Consider the following 20,672-nt stretch of genomic DNA (forward strand, 5'->3'; position numbering starts at 1 on the left):
ATGAAGAAGTGGGTCGTCATCGCGGCCTGGCTGATCGCCGCCGCGGTCGCCTTCCCGTTCCAGTCCGAGCTGCAGGTCCTCGCCTCCGATGAGAGCGACGCGTTCAAGGACCGCGGCGCCGAGTCCACCCGCGTCGACGAGCTGATCGACACACGCTTCGAGGGCGGCAACGAGACCACCGCGGTGATCGTCTACGAACGCCCCGAGCCGGAGCGCGCGCTCGCCGACGGCGTGAGAATGTGCGAGCGGATCCCGGACGTCGCGCGGATCATCACGGCCTATCAGGGCGTGTGCGGCGAGCTGCCGGCGATCAGCCCGCCGCAGTCGAGCCCGATCACGCCGTTCGGTAACGACGGCACGACGAACCTGACGACGGTCTGGACGCGCGACGACGCGACCGAGTCGGTCGTTCGCGATGTCGCCGTCATGCGAGAGATCCGGCCGGACTGGGCCTACGTCACCGGCGAGGCGGCCTTCGCGGCCGACCAGGCCGAGGCGCTGGCGGGCATCGACGAGACGCTGCTGGTCGCCACGCTGATCCTCGTCCTGGTGCTGCTGCTGATCATCTACCGCAGCCCGACGATCGCGCTCGTGCCGCTGCTGGTGGTCGGCATCGCCTACCTGGTCGCGGCGGGCGTCGTCTACGCGGGCGCGCGCGCCGGCCTCTACCAGGCCACGGGCCAGGCGACCGCGATCCTGATCGTGCTGATGTTCGGCGCGGGCACGGACTACTGCCTGTTGCTGCTCGCCCGCTACCGGGAGGAGCTGGCGACGAACGCACCCGACCCGATGGGGACCGCGCTCAGGCGCACCGCGCCCGCGATCGTCTCCGCGGGCGGGATCGTCGTCGTCGCGATGCTCGTCCTCAGCCTCGCCGACTACAACGCCACGCGCTGGATGGGACCCGTGCTCGCGATCGGCACCGCGATCACCGTCCTGGCCGGCGTGACGCTGCTGCCCGCGGTCCTCTCCGTGCTGCCGCACAAGGCCTTCACGCACAAGCAGCCGATCGGCGCGATCTGGCCGCGCATCGGCGCGCTCGTCCGGCGCCGCCCGCTGGTGCTCGCGACCGCCGTCGTCGCCCTGCTGGTCGCGGGCGCGCTGGCCAACACGCGCGACCAGCGGACGCTCACCTTCGACGAGCAGTTCCGCGAGACGCCGGAGTCGGTCACCGGCCTGCAGGCGCTGCAGGCGAACTTCCCGCCCGGCCAGGCCGGCCCGGTGGACCTGCTGGTGCCGTTCGAGGTCTCCAACGCCGACAACTATCCGTACCTCGGCCTGGACCTGGCCCACAGCGTCGACCCGGTCGGCACGTCGCGCGACGGGAAGCTCGCGCTGATCCGCGTCACGCTGCTCGGCAGCCCGTTCGGGCCGGGCGGGGACACGATCCCGCGCCTGCGCGAGAACGCGCGCAAGTTCAGCCCGCAGGCGATGATCGGCGGCCCGACGGCCGAGGCGCTGGACTCCGAGAACGCGCTCGCCCGCGACGCGCGGCTGATCATCCCGCTGACGCTCGCGCTCGTGCTGGTGATCGTGGCGGTGCTGCTGCGCAGCCTGATCGCCCCGATCTACGCCGTCGCGACCGTCATCCTGTCCTACGCGTTCGCGCTCGGGGTCTCCGCGCTGCTGTTCGAAGCGACCGACCCGGCGATGCCGCTGTTCACGTTCATCTTCCTGGTCGCGCTGGGCGTGGACTACAACGTCTTCCTGCTCACCCGCATCCGGGAGGCGCGGCGCGACCTCGCCCCGCAGGACGCGGTGATCGCCGGCCTCGAACGCACCGGAGGCGTGATCACCAGCGCCGGGCTGATCCTCGCCGGCACGTTCTGCACGCTGCTGGCGACGCAGCTGGAGAGCCTGTTCCAGGTGGGCTTCACGGTGGCGCTGGGCCTGCTGGTGGACACCTTCCTGATCCGCATCTTCCTCGTGCCGTCGATCGCGGTCCTTCTACGATCAAAGGCTCTATGAGTGAGAACGCGCTGCGCGTGGCAGTCGTCGGTGCCGGTCCGTCGGGGTTCTACGCCACCGACCAGCTGCTCAAGGCCGGATTCGAAGTCGACCTGCTGGAGGTCCTCCCGACCCCGTTCGGCCTCGTCCGCGCCGGCGTGGCTCCCGATCACCCGAAGATTAAGAGCGTCACGCGCGTGTACGAGAAGACCGCGAAGCATCCCGGCTTCCGCTTCTTCGGCGGCGTCGAGCTCGGCGGCCACGTCACCCGCGAGGACCTGCTGGACCGCTACCACGCGGTGCTCTACGCGGTCGGCACCGCCAGCGACAACAAGCTCGGCATCCCGGGCGAGGACCGGCCCGGCTCGCACGGCGCCCTCGAGTTCGTCGCCTGGTACAACGGCCACCCGGACTACGCCGACCACGAGTTCGACCTCACCGCCACGCGCGCGGTTGTGATCGGCAACGGCAACGTCGCGGTCGACGTCGCGCGCATGCTCGTCCTGGATCCGGACGAGATGGCCGTCACGGACACCGCCGACCACGCGATCGGCCCGCTCGCCTCCGCGTCCGTGCACGAGGTGATCGTCCTCGGCCGCCGCGGGCCCGCGCAGGCCGCGTTCACCACGCCGGAGCTGCGCGAGCTGGGCGAGCTCACGCGCGCGGACATCGTCGTCGACCCCGCCGACCTCGAGCTCGACGAGTACAGCGCGCAGTGGCTGGAGGAGCAGGGCGAGCCGACCAACCAGCGCAACGTCGAGCTCATGCGGGAGTACGCCGCGCGCGAGCCGCACGGCCACGAGCGTCGCGTCGAGCTGCGCTTCCTGCGCTCCCCGCTGGAGATCCTCGGCGAAGGCGAGGACGGCCCCGTCACCGGCGTGCGGATCGGCATCAACAAGATCGAGAACGGCCGCGCCGTGCCCACGGGCGAGGAGGAGGTCATCTCCTGCGGCCTGGTCATCCGCTCGATCGGCTACCGCGGCGCGCCGCTCGCCGGCATCCCCTTCGACGAGCGCAAGGGCCTGATCTCCAACCTCGGCGGGCGCGTCCTGAACCCGGAGACGGGGGAGCACGAGCTCGGCGAGTACGTCGTCGGCTGGGTCAAGCGCGGCCCGTCGGGCGTGATCGGCACCAACAAGAAGGACGCGACGGACACCGTCGCGCGCATCATCGAGGACCGCGACGCGGGCAAGCTCAACGCGCCCAAGAACGCGGATGCCGACGAGGTGCCGAAGTTCCTGGCCGAGGTCTGCCCGAGCGTCGTCACGTGGGACGGCTGGCGCGCCATCGACGTGCACGAGACCGGTCTGGGCGAGCCGCAGGGCCGCCCGCGCGTGAAGCTCGTCCGCACGGGCGAGATGGTCGACGTCGCCTCAGGCGCGCTTAGCCAGCCTTAGCGCCACGTGGCACAGCAGCCGGTCCTCACCCTTGTTGAGGTCCACGCCCGCGATCTCCTCGATGCGCCGCAGCCGGTAGTAGAGGCTCGTGCGGTGCAGCCACAGCTCGGCGGCGGTCTGCTTGACGTCGCCGGCGTGGTCGAGATAGGTCTCGAGCGTCAGCGCGAGCTGCTCGTGCTCGAGCAGTGAGCGCACGCCGGCGGGAAGGTCGCCGAGCGCGGTGGGGGGCAGCGCGGACAGCAGCCGCTGCGCGCGCAGGTCGTCCCAGCGCGTGACGCCGCTCTCGCCCAGCGCCGCCTGCGCGTGCCGGTGCGAGCGCGGCACGCCGCGCAGGTCCGCGATCGGTTCGCCCACGCCGATCGGGCCCTCGAGCCCGTCGAGGTGGTGCGGGGCGACGATCGCCGCCGCCTCGCCGACGAGCGCGTGCTTGGCCGGCGTGCGGGTCCGCAGCTCCTCCACCGCGCCGACGCACACGACCACCGGCCGCTGCGGCAGATAGCGCTCCTGGTCGAGGGCGGCGGCCGCGTCGGACGCGCCGGCCAGCAGCGCCGTGAGCAGCTGCAGCTCGCGTCGGCGGCGCTCTCGCTGGGTGTCGGCCTCGCTCTGCAGGACGGCGGCCGCGTCGGCGGCGGACGTGCGGGCCAGCTCGAGCTCGGGGGCCTCGACGGGGCGGTCTTCGAGCAGCCACAGATAGCCGAGGCGGCGCCGCGCGCGCAGGATCGGGATGCACAGTCGCGCCTCCATCCCGTTCGCGGGGTGCGGCGGGATGTGGACGGGCTCGGTGGCGGAGCGGATGCCGTGCCCGAACAGCACCTCGCGTGCCCAGGCGGGCGCCGCGCGGCCGAGGATGCTGGCGGTGCGCAGCGTGTCCAGCTCGCCGAACTGGGAAGAGTACGCGAGCGGGCGCAGGTCGACGTCGTCCACCAGCACGGGCCGGTTCAGCCGCACGCTGAGCGCGTCGACGATCTCCTGGAGCGCGTCCTCGCTCATCTACACCACGAGGCCGTGGCGCATCGTGTCCTCGGTCACGACGCGCGGTTCGACGAACTGCAGCAGGTAGTCCGGGCCGCCGGCCTTCGTGCCGGTGCCCGAGAGCCGGTTGCCGCCGAAGGGCTGGCGGGCGACCATCGCGCCGGTGATGTGGCGGTTGACGTAGAGGTTGCCGACGGGGAGGAGCCGGCTCACGCGCTCGACGGTCGCCGGGTCGCGAGAGAACAGGCCGCCGGTGAGCGCGAACGGCTGCGCGCCGACGATCGCGCACGCCTCATCCACCGATCGCACGCTCTCGACCGCGAGCACGGGCCCGAAGATCTCCTCCTCGGTCACGCGCGAGCCGACCGGGAGGCCGTCGATCACGGCGGGGGCGACGAAGTGGCCGTGCGGCGGCACCGTCCCGGGTTGGTGGACGCGGGCGCCCTGGTCGCGGGCGGTCTGGACGAACGCGTGGATGCGGTCGCGGGCGGCGGGCTCGATCACCGGCGGCACGTCGACGCCGAAGCGCTCCGCCTGGTCGATCAGCAGCTGGTCGACCGCGCCGTGCAGGCGCTCGAGCAGCGTGTCCTTGACGCGGTGGTGCACGAGCGCGCGGGCGGCCGCGGAGCACTTCTGGCCCGCGAACCCGAACGCCGAGTACACGAGCGCGGGGACGGCGTCGTCGAGGTCGGCGTCGGCGTCGACGATCACGCAGTTCTTGCCGCCCATCTCGGCCACGACGCGCTTGAGATGACGCTGGCCGGGTTGCAGCTCCGCCGCGGTCTTCAGGATGCTCAGGCCGACCGCGCCGGAGCCGGTGAAGGCGATCGTGTGGACGCCGGGGTGCGCGACCAGCGCTGCACCCACGTCCCCCTCGCCGGGCAGCAGGTTGAGCGCCGCCGGCGGCACGCCCGCGGCGTGGAAGGCCTCGACGAGCGCGAGCGCGCACGCCGGTGACTGCTCGGCGGGCTTGAGCACGACGCCGTTGCCCGTGGCGAGGCCGGCGGCGACCATCCCGGCGGGGATCGCGAGCGGGAAGTTCCACGGGCCGACGACCGCGACCACGCCGCGCGCGGCGTAGCGCAGCGTGTTGCGCTCGCCCGGCAGCTGGACGAGCCCGTCGGTGGACTCGAGCGCGATCGCCCGCTGCGCGTAGTACTCGAGGAAGTCGATCGCCTCGCAGACGTCGGCGTCGGCTTCCGGCCAGGGCTTGGCGCACTCGCGGACGGCGAGCGCGGCCAGCTGGGGGCGGCGGCGCCGCAGCTCCCCGGCCGCGCGCGACAGGATCGCCGCGCGGGCGTGCGCGCCCTTGGCCTCCCACGCCGGCGCGGCGCGGGCCGCCGCGTGGACCGCGGCGTCGACGTCGGCTTCGGTGGCCGCGGTGACCTCCGCCACGACGCGGGTGGGGGCGCCGGGATCGGTGCTCGTGAAGGTCGGTGCGTCGCGGCGCTCACCGGCGACGATCACCGGCACCGACCACGGCAGCGCGAGGGCGATCAGCGCGTCGGTGAGCCCTGCCCGCACCGGCGCGCGCCGCAGCTCCAGCAGCGGTTCGTTCGTGAAGCTCACGGCTTGGTGAGCAGGGCGTCGAGGTCCGCGCCGCGCGTCCGGTTGACCAGGAACGAGTCGTTGGACGTGTTCTCGAGCAGCCGGCGCACGAGGTAGCTCATGCCGGCCACGAGGTCACCGACCGGGCAGTACGTGCGCACGCGCAGCCCCATGCCGGTGAGCGCCTGCTGCAGGTCGTCGCCGAGGCCGCGCAGGACCTGGAGCTCGAGGTCGCGGTCGGGCGCGCAGGCCAGCGCGTGCGCGATCGAGCGGACGTTGTGCGAGGCGATCGCGACGCGGACGTGCGGGCGCGCTTGGAGCAGGCGCCGGGTCAGGCACTCGAACGCGCGGTCGGATTCCACCTTGGTCTCGTACACGGGCGCGGCCCACCCGTGCTGGCGAGCCTCGACCGTCTCGTGCTCCCAGTACGCGCCCTTCACGAGCCGGACCGTGAACGGCTGGGCGATGCCGTCCAGGAGCTGGTCGAGCTGCTCGTCGGCGTCCTTGAGATAGGCCTGCAGGACGATCCCCGCGGACGGGCCGTCCCGGAACTCGGGCTCGCCGAGCAGGTCGATGACCAGCTGCGTGATCAACTCGCGCGAGTCCATCGACTCCATGTCCACGTGCAGGTGCGCGCCGACGCGCTTCGCCGTCCTGAGCAGCGTCCGGAGCCGGTGGCGCGCGTCCGCGATGCCCAGCTCGGGCGCATCCGGCTTGACCTTGGCCGTGAGCGCCGTGACCTTGACGGAGAGGTTCACGCGCGGGACGACGTCCAGCGTGGGCCGGGCCGGCCACGTGCGTGCGGCGTCGGCGAGCGTGCGCAGGGCTTCGTCGCAGCGGCGCGCGTAGCGGTCGGCCTCCGCGGCGGTGACGGTCGCCTCGCCGAGCAGGTCCACGGACGCCGCGGCGCCTTCCCGCCACAGCTGCTCGAGCTTGGGCACCGCGTCGCCTGGGTCGGCGCCGACGATGAACCGCGTCGCCATCCGGTGCACCACCAGGTCCGCGAGGGCGCCGACCGCCGGGCCGCCCGCGCGGCGGGTCGAGACGCGCCGCGCGAAGCCGATCGGTGTGCCCGGCCGCTCCGCCTCGCCGAGGAGAGCAGCGAGGTGGGCGGCCAGGTCACGCCGGTTCTCGCACGCGGGCGCCACGTCGACGAGGCGGAAGAGCGCCGCACGCAGCGCAGGATCGCGCGCCAGCCACTCCATGCCCCGATCTTCGAGCGCCCGCGTGCGGGTGCGGCCGGCCTTCGCCTGACCGGCCGCGATCTGTCGCCCCAACGCACGCACCCGCGCCTCTTCAGGAGGAGTGGAACTGGGCGCGGCCGCGGGCGGGGCGACGATGGTCATGCGCTTCGCGACGCTATGTGAGCAACCGTTTTGCCACCATCGTCACCCGTCCGGACTTCCTTAGACGAGTGTTCAAATGCGCGCGATCGAATTTCACGGTGACGAACGGCTCGAGCTGGTCGAGCGGCCCGACCCGGCGCCCGCCCCGGGGCAATTGTTGATCGCGCCCACCGCGGTCGGCATCTGCGGCACCGACGTCGAGATCTTCGAGGGCTCGCTCGCGTACTTCCGCATGGGCATCGCGGAGTATCCGATCGTGCCCGGGCACGAGTGGACCGGCGTGGTCGTCGACGTGGGGAAGGGGGTCGAGGGCTTTTCGGCCGGTGACCAGATCGTGGGCGAGGTCGCGATCGGGTGCGGTGTCTGCGTCCGCTGCCGGGCCGGCCGCAGCCACCTGTGCGCCCGCCGGACCGAGACCGGGATCGTGCACATGGACGGCGCGATGGCGTCGCGGATGGTGTTCCCGGCCGCCTACGCGCACGTGGTCCCGTTCGAGTCGCGTGCGGCGGCGCTCGTGGAGCCGACGTCCGTCGCTCTGCACGGCGTGACGCGCGGCCGGGTCGCCGGTCAGCACGTCGTCGTGATCGGGATCGGCCCGATCGGCCTGCTGGCGGCGCAGATCGCCCGCGCGCACGGTGCCGCGTCGGTCGTGGTCAGCGACACGCGCGCCGACCGGCTCGAGCTCGCGGCGACGCTCGGCTTCGACACGTTCACGCCCGTGGGCGAGGACGGGCCGGACGTCGCGTTGCTGTGCGCCGGCGGCCAGGGCGCGATCCGCGCGGCGTTCGAGGCCGTCCGGCCGGGCGGCACGGTCGTCGCGCTCGGCCTCTCCGGCCGGCCCGAGATCCCGTTCGACTGGGACGGCCTCGTCGTGCGCGACATCGACCTGATCGGCGTGCTCGGCTCCGTCGGCTACTGGGACGGCGCGATCGAGCTGATCGCGTCCGGCGCCGTGCAGACCGCTCCCCTCGTCACGCAGACGTTCGGGATCGAGCACGCCCGCGACGCGATCGAGCGGCTCGTCGATCCCGGCTCGCTGAAGGTGCTCGTCGAACCGACCTCGGCCGGCTAGCTCTCCACGACCTTCGCGGTGGGGTCGGCGAAGAGCGTGTACGCAAGCCAGGTGGGATCCCCGGCGGCGCGAACGCCGAGCCGCGCAGCGCGCGTGGCGCCGGCGATCGTGGCGCCGCCGAGCAGGCCATCGTAAAAGGCGGTGGCGAACCGGCACGCGAGGTCGTCGTCGACCTCCCAGTGCGCGCCGACGAACGCGCTGGCGCCCGCGCGCAGGAGCGCGGCGGCCCATCCGCCGACGCCGGTGAGCCCACGCGACTGCCGGCCGGCCTGGCAGGCGTTGAGGAACACGATCGGCTTCGCGAGCCCGAGGTTGGAGACGTTGCCCGAGATGTCGGTGGGACGCAGCGACTGACCGCCGTCGAGCTCGATCTCCGCCTTGGACGGGTTCGACTGGTCCGGGAACACGCCGTGCCCGGCGAAGTGGATCCCGTCCAGTGTGCCGGCGGACAGCGCGTTGCGCACCCCGACGTACGTCGGGGTCACGTCGGCGACCTGCCGGCTCGGGCCGGCGAGGGCGTGCAGCATCGCGGCCTCGCCCGCGGCGCTGGTCAGGCCTGAACCGGGCGGGACGATGAGGCCGATGTTCGTCAGCCGCACCTCCGGCAACCGCGGGATGCCGGGAATCCAGCGCGCGAACTCGAACGCCTCGCAGAAGAACTGGCCCTCCTCGACGCGCCCGTCCTGCTTGCCCTGCAGGCGGCAGATCTCCCACGGGATCCACGGCTCCTCGGACTGCACCCACACGGTCGCGATCCGTTCCTTGAGCTCCCACAGCAGCGTCTGCAGCTCCGGCGGGATCAGCGTCGAGAACAGCTCCGATCCCACGGCGTGCAGTCTTTGGGTCGCCGCCTCGCGCTCACTTTCGGTCGTGAGCCGCAGCCGTTCGATCTGTTTGTAGAGTTCCGTGAAGTAGGGGCCCGGGCCTCCGCCGCCCAGGGTGATCGGGCCGAAGGGCCGCAGGTTGAGCCCGAGCGACGGCGCACCCGGCGACGAGAGCCGGAACAGCAGCTGGCGCTCGCCCGCCGCGGTGGGCTGCTCGAAGATCACGAGCTCGAGGTCGGCGCCGGCGGGACCGGCGCTTGCGAGCTCCGTCCTGCTCGCCGCCGGCCGTGCCGCCGTCGCCGCGTCGGCGGTGACGACCTCCGGCGCGATCGTCAACGAGCCGAGCGCCTCGGTGTCGCGGAACGCGTAGATCACCACCCGTGACAGCCCGAGCGCGGTGGCCGTCAGCTGGATCTGGAGCGGCAGGGGGTCCGGTTCGCTGCCGACGACGAGCCGGCCCTGCGCGCGCCCGGCGACCACGAAGCCGACCTTGGGCGAGACGACGATGTCGATCGCGTCACCGAGGGCGGCGACGATCGGGATCGCGTCCTCGCTGGTCGCGTCCCCGGTCAGCGAGATCAACAGCGAGACGGTCTCGCCGACCACCACGGACTCGGGGTACTCGACGGCCACGCCCAGCGGGAGACCGTCATCGCCGTTGTCCTGGCCCCCTCCGCCATTGCGTCGCACCGTCCGCTCGCCCACGACGGTGCGAACCACGCCGTCCGCCAGCAGGACCGTCTCGCCCGTGGTGCGAAGCGCGGGGGCCTCGGCCACCGGCCCGACCTCGACGGCGGCGACGGGGTCCAGGCGCATGTGGCCGAGCAGAGTGCCCATGGTGTCGTCGCCCGCTTGCGCGGACGCCGCGATGTCGCCGGCCGGCACGACGTAGAAGTCGTCCTCGTCCTCGTCGTGCACGACCACGCTGGTCAGTGCGCGGTCGTAGAGCAACTCGACGACGTCCGACACCCGCGCGGACGACTCGACGGACAGGAACTCGTGTTCGAACATCGGCGGAAGATCTCCTACGCCGGTGGGACGATCGCCGAGACGCACGCGGCGAGAACGAGGACGCTCGCGGCAGCGCGCGCGAGCCGGCTGGGTTCGGCCGCGCGCTTCTCGGCGACGGCCACGGCGCTCAGCAGCAGCATGAGCCCGATCGCGGCGTGCCCGGCGATCGCCATCGCGAGCATCAGCGGCCAGCACGCGAGCACGCAGCGCTGTCCGTAGCGCACGCCGGTCCGCCAGCACGCCCGGTCGGCCGTCCAGCCGCTCGGCGGCAGCGGGTCGACCAGCCGGCAGGCCCGCACGGCGCGCCACTTCGCGGGGCAGAACGCCCATGCCGCGGCGACGAGCAGGACGGCCGGGAGGAGCGTCGCCGCGTCGGACCCCAGCAGCGCGACGAGCGGGAGCACGGCCGCGCCGAACAGGCCCCAGACCGCGACGTAGGACGCGAGAAAGAGCGCGATGGTGCGGCCGCGGCGCCGCCACAGCGACGTCAGCGCGAGGCGCCGGGCGACCGGCAGCGCCGTCGGCACCATCGTCGCGGTCGTCATCGTCAGCCACCCCAGCGCCTCCGCAGGGACCGCCGCGCCGGCGTGCAGCGCGGCGTGGAGGTCCTGCATCGGCGCGCCCCCTGCGATCAGGAGGAACAGCAGTAGCCAGGCCGCCATGACGAGGAGCGCGGCGCCCGCCTCCGGGTGCTGGGCTCCGGCGCGCCGGAGCGCGACGGCCGTCATCAGCGGTAGTACACGCTGACGCGGCCGATCTGCACCGCCGGTGTCTCTGCCGCGTCGGGGTCCGGCCCCGCGCCGCCGCGCCGCCGCCGTACCGCGTCACCCGACGAGTGGACCGGCGAGAGCGTCACCCGCACCTCCTGCGGGTCCCACTCATCGTCATCGTCGAGGGCCTCTACGAGTTCGGTGACGTCGAACGCGTGGTTGAGCCCGTGCCCGCCCGGGCGGTCGGTGTCGACGTCGCCCGCACGCTCGACGCCGAAGAACGCGAGGTTGCCGACGTAGTAGTCCTCCGGATCGGCCGCGGTCGCGTCGTCATCGGGCAGGTTCAGGTAAACGGCGTAGGTGATCCCGGGCTGCTCGCCCGTGATGCCCTCGAACCGCAGGTAGACCCGCTCCGGCCGGCCACCGCCCCGGCGCGCCATCGGCCCGGTGGGGCGGGCGGTCTCGAACGACACCCGCTCCTCGGCACCCGCGAGCCGGATCGGCTTCGGGGTTCCGCCGACGAACTCGGGAGGGTTGGTAGCGGCGTCCTCGGACATGGGCGTCGTCGTCCGGCGCCGGCCACGGCGGCGTGGCGGCGCCGGCGGGGTGATGTCCTCGTAGGTGTACTCCAAGTTCCCGGCCGTGTCGACCGCGAACTCCGCGGTCTTCGCGACCGCGGCGCCGGCCTCGTCGTGGAAGTGGAAGCTCGGGGCGTAGAACGGCGAGCCCGCTGGCGGGTTGACGTGGGCGTCGTCCTCGCCGAGCCACATCTCCCAGAGCCGGTCGAGGTTGCAGTGGTGCAGCCAGAAGAGCGGATCGAGCCCGGCGGTGGCGAAGATGGCCATCAAGCCGTCTTGCGGATCGCCCGCTTGGCGCAGGCCGCCGACCTGCACGTGGACGCTGCCGTGGGGCGCGTTCTCGAGCTCGCCGGAGTCCGCGCCGGCGACCTCTCCGACATGGCTCGGGCCGACCGCGGGGCCGGCGAAGCCGCCGACGCTCCCGTCCGGGAAGGCGAACTCGCGCGGGAGACGGGCGAGGTCCGAGCGGACGTCGTTCGGGTCCAGTGGGGTGCCCTGGTTGCGGCCGGGCTTGCGCTGTCGGATGAACAGGGGGTTCGGTTCGCCGCGGCCCGCCAGCGTCTGGTCCCGGAACGCCGGTGGCAGGCTGCGCGCCGCGTCGTTGCGCTCGTAGTTCCAGTACGGCAGGGCCCACTGCGCCTTGACGTCCTCGTCGACCTCGTCCAGCGTCTGGATCGCGGCCCGGACGATCCGCTCGAAGTAGTAGAGGTACAGGCGGTGCCAGGGCAGGAAGAACCAGCAGAAGTGCTGGCACTGGGCGAGGAACTGGTCGCCTGCGACCCCGCGAGGCAAGGCGTGGATCTTGGCCTGATAGGCCCACGTCAGCGGCTCGGCCCGCTCCGGCCTCTGAAGCTCCCGGACACCGAGGGCATAGGCTTCGATGATCGGGTGCCACGGATCAGTCTCCGAAAGCCCCCAGATGTCCCTGCGCACGTACTGAGCCATGCCCGACCATCCTTCCGCGATGGTTGCCCGTTCGGTGGCGCCAGTCTCTTAGACCACGACGCGTAAAGTCAAGACCACCGCAACGGTGTGCACTGCTGTGAAGGTCGACACGATCGGAGTGCTCAGGTCCGCGGTCATCGGGTACCGCCTGGGCCATGAATCGCTCTGAGGTCGAAGAGGCCCTCCGTGAACGCTGTCGCACCATCGCCGAAGAGGTGATCGCGGCGCTCGAGCCCTGCTTGGTTCTCGACGTCGAGCCGACCGACGACGTCCCGGTCGGCGCGTCCAAGCTCGGCGGCGAGCCGGACGTGCCGAAGGACTTCGAGTGGCCGACGTGGGAGCACGGCCCGCTGAGCTTTCTCGCGCAGATCGACGTGACCGAGGTCGACAGCGCGTTCGGGCTGCCAGACAAGGGCGTGATCCTGTTCTTTGCCGACTTCCAGAACAACCTCGGGCTGAGCCTCGAGGACCGGGACGGCTTCCGCGTCCTGTGGACGGACGCCGAGCTCGAGCGACGCCCCGCGCCGGAGGGGGCGCAGCGCTACGCCTGCGGCCGGGTCACGTTCCGCGAACAGCTGAGCGTGCCGCTCGTCGGGGGAGGCTACGCCGACGGGGTCGAGGCGCCCGAGGACGAGTTCGAAGCCCTGGAGGAATCCGCGACGAGTTCGGAGTGCGGGCCACGCACCAGCTGCTCGGGCACGCCGACTGGATCCAGCGCCCGATCGAGGAGGAGGCGACGACGCGCTCGACTACATGTGGGGCGATGCCGGAGTGCTGTACTTCGCGATCCAGCGCGACGCGCTCGCCCACCCCGAGAGCGAGCGCGCCTGGTACGTGTTCCAGACCTCGTGACGGGTCAGTCCCCGACGAAGGCCAGCGCCCGCAGCGGGCCGCCGCTGCCGCCTTCGATCTTCATCGGCAGCGCGATCACGTGGAAGCCCTCGGCCGGCAGCCGGTCGAGGTTCGCGACGTTCTCGAACACGGGGACCTGCGCGGCCGCCAGCACGCGGTGGGCCTCGAAGGCGGTCGACTGGCCGCGGTCGATGCTGGCCGTGTCGATGCCGACCGCCTTGACGCGCCTCTGCTCGACGAGCCAGCGCGCCGCTTGCTCGCTGAGGCCAGGGAAGTGCAGGTTCGGGACGGCGTCGGCGCCGCGGTCGGCCGTGCCCATGTAGCGGCGCGCGTCGGGCCAGTGACGAGCCCAGCCCGTCCGCAGCAGCACCACCGTGTTCGTCGCGATCCGGCCGTGCTCTGCCTCGAAGGCCTCGAGGTCGGCGACCGTGACGAGGTAATCGCGATCGGCGTCGGCCTTCGCGCGCACGTCGACGTTCACGGCCGGCCCGGCGAGCTTGCGCAGCGGGATCTCGTCGGCGGTGTCGCCGTTGCGCGCGAAGTGGATCGGCGCGTCGAGATGCGTCCCGCCGTGCTCGGCGGCGCGGAAGTTGTTCGCCGCGTAGTGCCAGCCGCCCTCGGTCTCACCGTCCGCGACCTCGGTCAGGCGGAACTGCTGCGCCGTCGGCCAGTAGATCGTGCGGCGGTTGAAGGCGTGGCTGAGATCGACGAGCCGATCGCCGGTCAGGTCGACCGTGGCCTCCGGCGGCTCCTGGGCGTCCGGCTGCTCGAGCTGGCCCGCGGCCACACCGGCCAGCCCCGCCGCTGCGGCGATGACGACGACAAACGAACCCCGCATGCCCGCTCCTCCTCGTGCGCGCGACTTCCCTTACAGTCGCTGAGCGGTGAACGTTCGCACAAAACGCCCCGCCGCGAAAGCGCCGCTCAGAGGTCGCCGTCCGGCACCACACCCGCAAGGAAGCGCTCGACCTGCTCGTCGGTGAAGGGCGCGGTCGCCATCTCGGCGCGCAAGTGGAAGACGCGGAACAGGTGCACGATGTAGTGCATCCGCTGCTCGAGCGAGGACCAGTCCTCGGCGCCGCAGTCGTCGAGCGCCGGCGGCACCGGCTCGTACTGGTTCACGAGCGCGATCAGCTCCTCGTCCACGAGCTCGTGCAGCGTGTCCGGGTACGCGTCTTCCAGGTGCGTGCCGAGGGAGAGGATCCGGCCAGGCAGCGAGAGCACCATCAGCGAGTGCGTGATGACCTCGCGCGAGAAGCGGGCGACCAGGGTCTGGGCCGGCAGCGCCACCGCGCCGACCACCTTCGCGAGCCGCCGCCGCGTCGTCCCGCAGAGCATGCGCCCCAGCTCCTCCGCGGTGACGTAGGGCGCGTCCAACGCCTCGCCGATCTCGGGCTGCAGACGCGTCTGCTCGTGCAGCCCGATGCACAGGTTCGCGCGCAGCATCAGCTCGGCGCGGCGCTTGACGTCATCGGTCGCGAACGCCTCGTCGTAACACGCGAACGCGACCTGCAGCAGCGGCGCGTCGACCGCGAACGGACCGCCTTGCAGATAGCGCGCGAACTCGTAGCCGATCTCCGCGAACACCTTCAGGTTCCCGCGCGCCACGGCGTCCGAGGCCAGCTCGATCGCGTCGAACGGCGTGCGCAGCGGGGCCATAACGCGCCCCACGCGCGAGGACTTGTCGAACAGCCCTTTGCGCAGCATCCAGCGGCCGACCGAGCGGAACGGGTGCAGCAGCGAGCGCCCGATGCAGAGCCGCCGCTCGATGTAGCCCATGGCGTCCTCGCCGCGGATCGTGCGGCCGGCCTGCCGTGAGGCCCAGGTCGCGTACGTGCACCAGTTCGCGCCCGCCCCGCTGCGCGCCGTGATCTCGGCGGCGAGCAGCGAGTAGGCGTAGGTGATCTCGAGGTTGCGGATGACGGGGTTGCGGATCGCGGCGATCCGCTCCACCTCGTCGGGCGTTACGCGGTGCGAGTCCCGATCACCGCCCCGAGCGTCTCACCCGCCAGCCTCACCGTCTCGACGTCGTGCACGTCCGGGAGCGTAATGGTGATGCCGTCCAGGCCGGCGTCGAGATACGCCTGGACTTGCTCGGCGACCTCGCCCGGGTCACCGACGAACGCGCCCGCGCGGGCCTGCTCGGAGCCACCCGTGGCCGCCTGGAACTTGGCCTCGGCGTCATCGTGCGTCGATGCGATGTACACGCTTCCCATGCGCGTCTTGGTGATCTCCGCCGGGTCGCGGCCGACGTCCTCGCAGTGGCCCTCGAGCACGCCGAGGAGGTGCTTGACCCGCTCCACGTCGCCGAACAGGTTCGACCCGTCCGCGTACTGGGCGACGAACCGCAGCGTCTTGCGCTCGCCGCTGCCGCCGATCAGGATCGGGATGTCGCCGCGGATCGGCTTCGGGTTGTTGAACGCGCCCTCGACGTGGAAGTGCTTGCCGCGTACGGTCGCCACGTCCTGCGTGAACAGCGCGCGGCAGATCTGCAGCGCGTCCTCCAGATACTCGAAGCGCGTCTTCAAGGGCGGGAACTCGTACCCGTAGGCCTTGTGCTCGTCCTCGAACCAGGCGGCGCCCAGCCCGAGCACGGCGCGCCCGCCGCTGATCACGTCCAGCGTCGTGGTGATCTTGGCCACCAGCGCCGGGTTGCGGTAGGTGACCCCGCCGACCAGCAGCCCGAGGTGGATGGAGGACGTCCGCGCGGCGATCGCGGCCAGCATCGTGTTGCCGTCGAACATGTGGTTCTCGGGCGGGCCGACCGGACCGATCTGGTGCAGGTGGTCCATCAGCGAGAGCGAGCTGAAGCCGGATTCCTCGGCGGCCGTGGCGATCTCGACGAGCTTCTCGAACAGCGCGCCGGGCGCCACGTCCGGGTAGTTGAAGTTCGGGACATGGAGGTCCAGCTGAAACGGTGCGCGCATGGTGGTTCACACGCTACCCGCGCAACGGCTCAGGCCTTTCCCAGGAAACCCACAGCCAACGAGCCGATACTGCCCGTGTGAACGAGTCCAGCCGAGTTCTCGTCGTTGACGACGAGCCCAACATCGTCGACGTCATCTCGATGGCCCTTCGCTTCCAGGGCTTCGCCGTGGAGTCGGCGGGGACCGGCGCCGACGCGCTCACGCAGGTCGCGGCCTTCCGTCCGGACCTGATCGTCCTCGACGTGATGCTCCCGGACATGGAGGGCTTCGAGGTCGCCAAGCGCCTGGGCGCCGAGCGCGCGGGCACGCCGATCATCTTCCTCACCGCGCGCGACGCGCCCGAGGACAAGATCCGAGGGCTCACCACGGGCGGCGACGACTATGTCACCAAGCCCTTCAGCCTCGAGGAGCTGCTGGCGCGGGTGCGCAATGTGCTGCGCCGCACCGGGGCGGCCGAGCCGGAGTCCAGCCGCCTGTCGTTCGAGGACCTCGAGCTCGACGAGGACACACGCGAGGTCGCGCGCGGCGGCGAGCCGATCGACCTCACCGCCACCGAGTACCGGCTGCTGCGCTACCTGATGCTCAACCCGCGCCGCGTCCTCACGCGCGCGCAGCTGCTCGACCACGTGTGGGACTACGACTTCGGCGGCGACGCGCGCGTGCTGGAGACCTACATCTCCTACCTGCGCAAGAAGCTCGACCAGCACGGGCCGTCGCTGATCCACACCGTGCGCGGCGTCGGTTACACGCTGCGCGCGCCGCGGGCATGATCGCTTCGCTGCGTGGGCGGCTGGTCGCCGGCGTGCTCGCGTTGGCCGCTGCGGGCATGCTGCTCGTCGGCGGGATCACGTACGCCCAGCAGCGCTCGTTCCAGCTCGACCGCGTCGACGAGCAGCTGCAGAGCGCGTCCGTGGCGCTCCAGCACCAGCTGCTCGACCCGGACCGGCCGTTCAAGGGCGGGCGAGGCCGCGGCGGTCCGCCGCCCGGGGCGGGCGCGCCCACCGACACGTACGGGCAGCTGCGCGACGAGTCCGGCGCGGTCCTGGACGGCGAGTTCCTCGGCCCGGACGACACCAGCGAGGCGCCGCAGCTGCCGGAGGACATCCCGGTGGGCGGCGAGCAGACCGTGGACACGCCGCAGGGCTCCTACCGCGTGCTCGCCGTGACCAACCCGAACGGCACGATCACCGTCGCGGCGATCCCGATGAACGCGACCGACCAGGCACTGGACCGGCTGCTGCTCGTTCTCGCGCTGGTGATCGCCGGCGTGCTGGCGCTCGTCGGCGCGTTCGCGTGGGTCGTCGTGCGCGTCGGCCTGCTTCCGCTCGACCGCATGGGCCACACGGCCGCCGCGATCGCCGGCGGCGACCTCTCGCACCGTGTGGAGAGCACCGATCCGCGCACGGAGGTCGGCCGCCTCGGCACGGCCTTGAATCGCATGCTCGACCGGCTCGAGGACGCGTTCGCCGCGCGCGAGACGAGCCAGGAGCGCCTGCGCCGCTTCATCGCCGACGCCTCGCACGAGCTGCGCACGCCGCTCGTCTCGATCCGCGGCTACGCGGAGCTCCACCGCATGGGCGCCGCGCGCTCCGAAGACGACGTGGCCAAGGCGATGCGCCGGATCGAGGACGAGGCCGCGCGCATGGGGGTGCTCGTCGAGGATCTGCTCACGCTCGCGCGGCTGGACGAGGTGCGCAGCGCACCGCACGGGCCGGTCGACCTGGCGGTGCTCGCCAAGGACGCGGTGGACGACGCGCGGGTGACCGCGCCGGACCGCGAGATCTCGCTCGCCGCGGAGCGCGGCTACGTGACCGGCGACGCCGACCAGCTGCGCCAGGTGCTCGCGAACCTGCTGCGCAACGCGCTCGTGCACACGCCCGATGGAACGCCGATCGACGTCTCGGTGCAAGCGTCGGACGGCACCGTCGCGCTGGAGGTGCGCGACCATGGCCGCGGGCTGCCCGGGGCGAACCCGAGCGCGCTGTTCGAGCGCTTCTGGCGCGCCGAGGGCGGGCGCGAGCGCGGCAAGGGCGGCGCCGGCCTCGGCCTGGCGATCGTCGCCGGAATCGTGGACGCGCACGGCGGAACCGTCAGCGCCGCCAACGCCCCGGACGGGGGCGCGGCCTTCCAGGTACGCTTCCCGGCGCGTGGCTGAGTGGGTGCCGTCGCGGCTGGGGTTCATCCACGCGCGTTCTCCAGTCACTCTGACCGACGCACGCATCGGTGCGCTCTCATACGCAGCAGCCTTGACGGGCTGTGCCGACGCGAACCAGAATCGCGCATGTCCGCCCTTCCCGCTCTCGATGACGATCTCGTCGACGACGAGGTCGAGCTGGCCGACGAAGAGCCGGCGCTCGACTCGCGCCTGACCCCCGATCCGCCGGATGAGCCATGAGGACGAGCACGGTCGGCGTCGCCCTCATCAAGGAGTTCGAGGGCTTCCCGTACAACGGGCGCCCCTACCAGGACATGGTCAAGGTGTGGACCATCGGCTACGGCCACACCAAGGGCGTCGGTCCAGGCACGAAGCCGCTCACCGAGGCGCAGGCCAGCCGCCTGCTGCAGCAGGATCTCGACGAGCACTACGCGCCCGCGGTGTTGAACCTGGGCCTGCCGCTGGAGCAGAACCAGTTCGACGCGCTGGTGTCGTTCGTCTACAACTGCGGCCCGGGCGCGCTCGCGCCGAGCACGACGATCGGCCGTGAGCTGCGCGCGCGGCGCTGGCAGGCTGCCGCGGACGCGCTGCTGATGTGGGACAAGGCGGGCGGTCGGCGCGTCGCGGGGCTCACCCGTCGCCGGCACGCCGAGCGGGCGCTGTTCCTCGACGACATCGACCCGCTCGAGGGCTACACCGAGCATGAGAAGGCCTGGATCCGCGAGTACGACGAGCTGCGGCGGGCGGACACCGACCTCGAGCGGCGGCGCGAGCTGCGCGAGAAGATGCGCGCGCAGCGCAAACGCATCTGGCGCGCCGCGCAACCCGCCGAGAAGGGCGGCGACGGCCAGGGCTGGGAGCACGCCCACCGCCGCTCGCGCTACCGCTCGCTCAAGGCCCGTTCGAGCTGATCATGCCCCCGGCCAATGGCGAGCTCACCGAGCGCGACCTCAGCCCGATCCCGGGCGGACGACTGCGCGCCGACGCCGCTGACGCGTGGCTGGCGATGCGCCGCCGGATCGCATCCGAGCGCGGCCTCTGGATCTGCCCGACGTCCCCGCGCACGTCCTATCGCTCCTACGCCGACCAGGAGCACTTCTGGCGGCTCTACCAGTCCGGCCGCGGGGCGCTCGCCGCGCGGCCCGGCAGCTCCAACCACGGCTGGGGGATCGCCGTCGACCTCCCGCGGCCGGAGATGGCCGCCGCGGTGCGTGCGGTCGCCCACGAGTACGGCTGGGGGATCGCGGGCGGCAAGCTGCGCTCGGACGCCATGTCGGAGTGGTGGCACTGCACGTTCCACCCGGGCGTCTACAAGGGCGGGGCGGCCAAGCCCAAGCACGTGCACCCGTACAAGCTCATGAGCGACAAGGAGCGGGAGGCGCGCGACATCCTGCTCCACCAGCGGCGGGTGGCGCGCCGCGCGGGTGGCTGGTCGCAGGTCGATGAGATGCACCTGCGCAAGGCCAAGCAGGCCAAGAAGGACCTGCGCCAGTACGCGGTCAACCTCCGCGTCGCCGCGGAGCGGACGGGGTGGGACGAGAACCACCGCAGGGCGCGCTACGCGTACATCAACCAGCTGATCGGAGCCTGAGATGGAGACGACCGCCGAGCCCGTGACCGAGACGACGACGTTCGGTCCCCCTGACGCCGACTACCAGGGCATTGCCGACGCGCCCGACGCCGCGTTCGACGAAGCCGACGACGACTACGACATCGAGACGCCCGACGACGGCGAGCCCGACGGCCTCGACTAGCCCAGCCGGATGTGGACGTGGTTGTCGTGGTTCGGCCACGGCTGCACGCCGCGCCCGCGCAGCTTCAGCGACGGCCCCACGAGCAGCGTCGGCACGCCCGCCCGGATGAAGCGGTCCACGAGGTCCTGCGCGAGCCGGCGGTCGACCTGCGCCGCCGTGAGCGGCGCCCGCTCCCGGCCATCCTTGCGGGGGTAGTAGACGTCCGCGTCGAGCCCGTTCTGGTGCGAGACGTGGCCGAGCGGCCCGTACGCCCGCCCGAAGTCCCCCCCACGCGGACGTGACAGGTCGCCGATCAGCAGCCGCGGCGCGTGCGGGTGCGCGCGGGCGAACGCGCGCGTGACGCGCAGCAGCAGCCGCACGAGCTCGTCGGTGCCGTACCGCCGCCACCACCGGTTCGGCGTCGTCTTGCGCACCGGGTCCCAGGTGAGGAAGTGCGTGCCGCGCACGGGCAGCTTGACGCCGCGCACGAGCCGCCCGCCGGTGGGGGAGCCGAGCGCACGCGAGGAACGCCACGCGACAGGCGGCGCCGCCGGGCCACGAGGCCGGGCGGGCGGGCGGGCACGACGTGCTGCACGCGGCCCGCCGCGCGCCTCGGAGGCCCCGCCGCTCGGCCTCGCGTCGTCGCCGCGCGCCT

19 protein-coding genes and 1 pseudogene are annotated in these 20,672 nt (G+C 72.4%); 10 read left to right on the top strand and 10 right to left on the bottom strand.

The window, feature by feature from the left end; translation table 11 throughout:
• Both OJ962_RS18990 and OJ962_RS18995 read left to right on the top strand, forming a co-directional pair.
• Positions 1 to 1,968, top strand: coding sequence for an MMPL family transporter (locus OJ962_RS18990; protein ID WP_202952066.1), 1,968 nt, complete (start codon positions 1 to 3; stop codon positions 1,966 to 1,968).
• Entirely contained in the window at positions 1,965 to 3,344 is a 1,380-nt protein-coding gene (locus OJ962_RS18995) for an FAD-dependent oxidoreductase (protein WP_202952067.1), read from the top strand. The genes OJ962_RS18990 and OJ962_RS18995 overlap by 4 nt, the downstream gene beginning before the upstream one ends.
• Here the strand turns inward: OJ962_RS18995 and OJ962_RS19000 are convergent.
• From OJ962_RS19000 to OJ962_RS19010, 3 genes are read right to left on the bottom strand one after another with little or no spacing between them, the layout of a single operon-like run.
• Positions 3,321 to 4,334 (bottom strand): PucR family transcriptional regulator, encoded by a 1,014-nt coding sequence (locus tag OJ962_RS19000; RefSeq protein WP_202952068.1) that lies wholly within the window; start codon positions 4,332 to 4,334, stop codon positions 3,321 to 3,323. The two genes, OJ962_RS18995 and OJ962_RS19000, sit on opposite strands and share 24 nt — an antisense overlap.
• Entirely contained in the window at positions 4,335 to 5,885 is a 1,551-nt protein-coding gene (locus OJ962_RS19005) for an aldehyde dehydrogenase family protein (RefSeq protein ID WP_202952069.1), read from the bottom strand. It lies immediately after the preceding gene.
• Entirely contained in the window at positions 5,882 to 7,210 is a 1,329-nt protein-coding gene (locus tag OJ962_RS19010; protein WP_202952070.1) for a proline dehydrogenase family protein, read from the bottom strand. The genes OJ962_RS19005 and OJ962_RS19010 overlap by 4 nt, the downstream gene beginning before the upstream one ends.
• A 76-nt stretch (positions 7,211 to 7,286) precedes the next feature.
• On the opposite strand from OJ962_RS19010, the gene OJ962_RS19015 reads away from it, so the two are divergent.
• Positions 7,287 to 8,282, top strand: coding sequence for a zinc-dependent alcohol dehydrogenase (locus tag OJ962_RS19015; RefSeq protein WP_202952071.1), 996 nt, complete (start codon positions 7,287 to 7,289; stop codon positions 8,280 to 8,282).
• Here OJ962_RS19015 and OJ962_RS19020 read toward each other — a convergent pair.
• Genes OJ962_RS19020 through OJ962_RS19030 form a run of 3 tightly spaced genes read right to left on the bottom strand, consistent with a single transcriptional unit; the run spans position 8,279 to position 12,350 of the window.
• Complete coding sequence (locus OJ962_RS19020; RefSeq protein ID WP_202952072.1) at positions 8,279 to 10,117, bottom strand: CHAT domain-containing protein; 1,839 nt, start codon at positions 10,115 to 10,117, stop codon at positions 8,279 to 8,281. The genes OJ962_RS19015 and OJ962_RS19020 overlap by 4 nt on opposite strands.
• A gap of 14 nt (positions 10,118 to 10,131) precedes the next feature.
• Positions 10,132 to 10,845, bottom strand: coding sequence for a copper chaperone (locus tag OJ962_RS19025; protein WP_202952073.1), 714 nt, complete (start codon positions 10,843 to 10,845; stop codon positions 10,132 to 10,134).
• Positions 10,845 to 12,350 (bottom strand): tyrosinase family protein, encoded by a 1,506-nt coding sequence (locus tag OJ962_RS19030; RefSeq protein ID WP_202952074.1) that lies wholly within the window; start codon positions 12,348 to 12,350, stop codon positions 10,845 to 10,847. Before OJ962_RS19030 ends, OJ962_RS19025 begins: the two co-directional genes overlap by 1 nt.
• A 155-nt stretch (positions 12,351 to 12,505) precedes the next feature.
• Between OJ962_RS19030 and OJ962_RS34480 the strand changes: the two are divergent.
• Positions 12,506 to 12,898: pseudogene (locus OJ962_RS34480) on the top strand (DUF1963 domain-containing protein); the annotation flags it as partial.
• 157 nt (positions 12,899 to 13,055) lie between these two features.
• Positions 13,056 to 13,202: a DUF1963 domain-containing protein gene (locus tag OJ962_RS19035; protein WP_255525676.1), complete on the top strand. Its 147-nt coding sequence runs from the start codon at positions 13,056 to 13,058 to the stop codon at positions 13,200 to 13,202.
• A 4-nt stretch (positions 13,203 to 13,206) separates the two neighbouring features.
• Here the strand turns inward: OJ962_RS19035 and OJ962_RS19040 are convergent, their stop codons facing one another.
• From OJ962_RS19040 to OJ962_RS19050, 3 genes are all read right to left on the bottom strand, one after another.
• On the bottom strand, positions 13,207 to 14,040 hold the full coding sequence (locus OJ962_RS19040) for a cyclase family protein (protein WP_202952076.1): 834 nt from the start codon (positions 14,038 to 14,040) through the stop codon (positions 13,207 to 13,209).
• Positions 14,041 to 14,126: 86 nt separating this feature from the next.
• Positions 14,127 to 15,155 carry a hypothetical protein gene (locus tag OJ962_RS19045; protein WP_202952077.1) on the bottom strand — a complete coding sequence of 343 codons (1,029 nt, stop codon included), beginning with the start codon at positions 15,153 to 15,155 and terminating at the stop codon, positions 14,127 to 14,129.
• 11 nt (positions 15,156 to 15,166) lie between these two features.
• Positions 15,167 to 16,129, bottom strand: a complete 963-nt coding sequence (locus OJ962_RS19050) for an LLM class F420-dependent oxidoreductase (protein ID WP_202952078.1) — start codon at positions 16,127 to 16,129, stop codon at positions 15,167 to 15,169.
• Between the two features lie 77 nt (positions 16,130 to 16,206).
• Between OJ962_RS19050 and OJ962_RS19055 the strand changes: the two genes are divergently transcribed.
• From OJ962_RS19055 to OJ962_RS19075, 5 genes are all read left to right on the top strand, one after another.
• On the top strand, positions 16,207 to 16,899 hold the full coding sequence (locus OJ962_RS19055) for a response regulator transcription factor (protein WP_270006533.1): 693 nt from the start codon (positions 16,207 to 16,209) through the stop codon (positions 16,897 to 16,899).
• Positions 16,896 to 18,284 carry a sensor histidine kinase gene (locus OJ962_RS19060; protein WP_202952079.1) on the top strand — a complete coding sequence of 463 codons (1,389 nt, stop codon included), beginning with the start codon at positions 16,896 to 16,898 and terminating at the stop codon, positions 18,282 to 18,284. The genes OJ962_RS19055 and OJ962_RS19060 overlap by 4 nt, the downstream gene beginning before the upstream one ends.
• Positions 18,285 to 18,520: 236 nt before the next feature.
• Positions 18,521 to 19,195 (top strand): lysozyme, encoded by a 675-nt coding sequence (locus OJ962_RS19065; RefSeq protein ID WP_202952080.1) that lies wholly within the window; start codon positions 18,521 to 18,523, stop codon positions 19,193 to 19,195.
• Between the two features lie 2 nt (positions 19,196 to 19,197).
• The gene (locus OJ962_RS19070) at positions 19,198 to 19,875 is read left to right on the top strand and encodes a M15 family metallopeptidase (RefSeq protein WP_202952081.1); all 678 of its coding nucleotides are present in this window, start codon (positions 19,198 to 19,200) and stop codon (positions 19,873 to 19,875) included.
• 1 nt (position 19,876) lies between these two features.
• Positions 19,877 to 20,038, top strand: coding sequence for a hypothetical protein (locus OJ962_RS19075; protein ID WP_202952082.1), 162 nt, complete (start codon positions 19,877 to 19,879; stop codon positions 20,036 to 20,038).
• Here the strand turns inward: OJ962_RS19075 and OJ962_RS19080 are convergent.
• Positions 20,035 to 20,672 (bottom strand): penicillin-insensitive murein endopeptidase (locus tag OJ962_RS19080; RefSeq protein ID WP_270006534.1); only part of this gene is annotated, 638 nt, incomplete at its 5' end. The genes OJ962_RS19075 and OJ962_RS19080 overlap by 4 nt on opposite strands.

This window comes from Solirubrobacter deserti (assembly GCF_027587175.1).
In the GTDB taxonomy this organism is placed as follows: Bacteria; Actinomycetota; Thermoleophilia; order Solirubrobacterales; family Solirubrobacteraceae; genus Solirubrobacter; species Solirubrobacter deserti.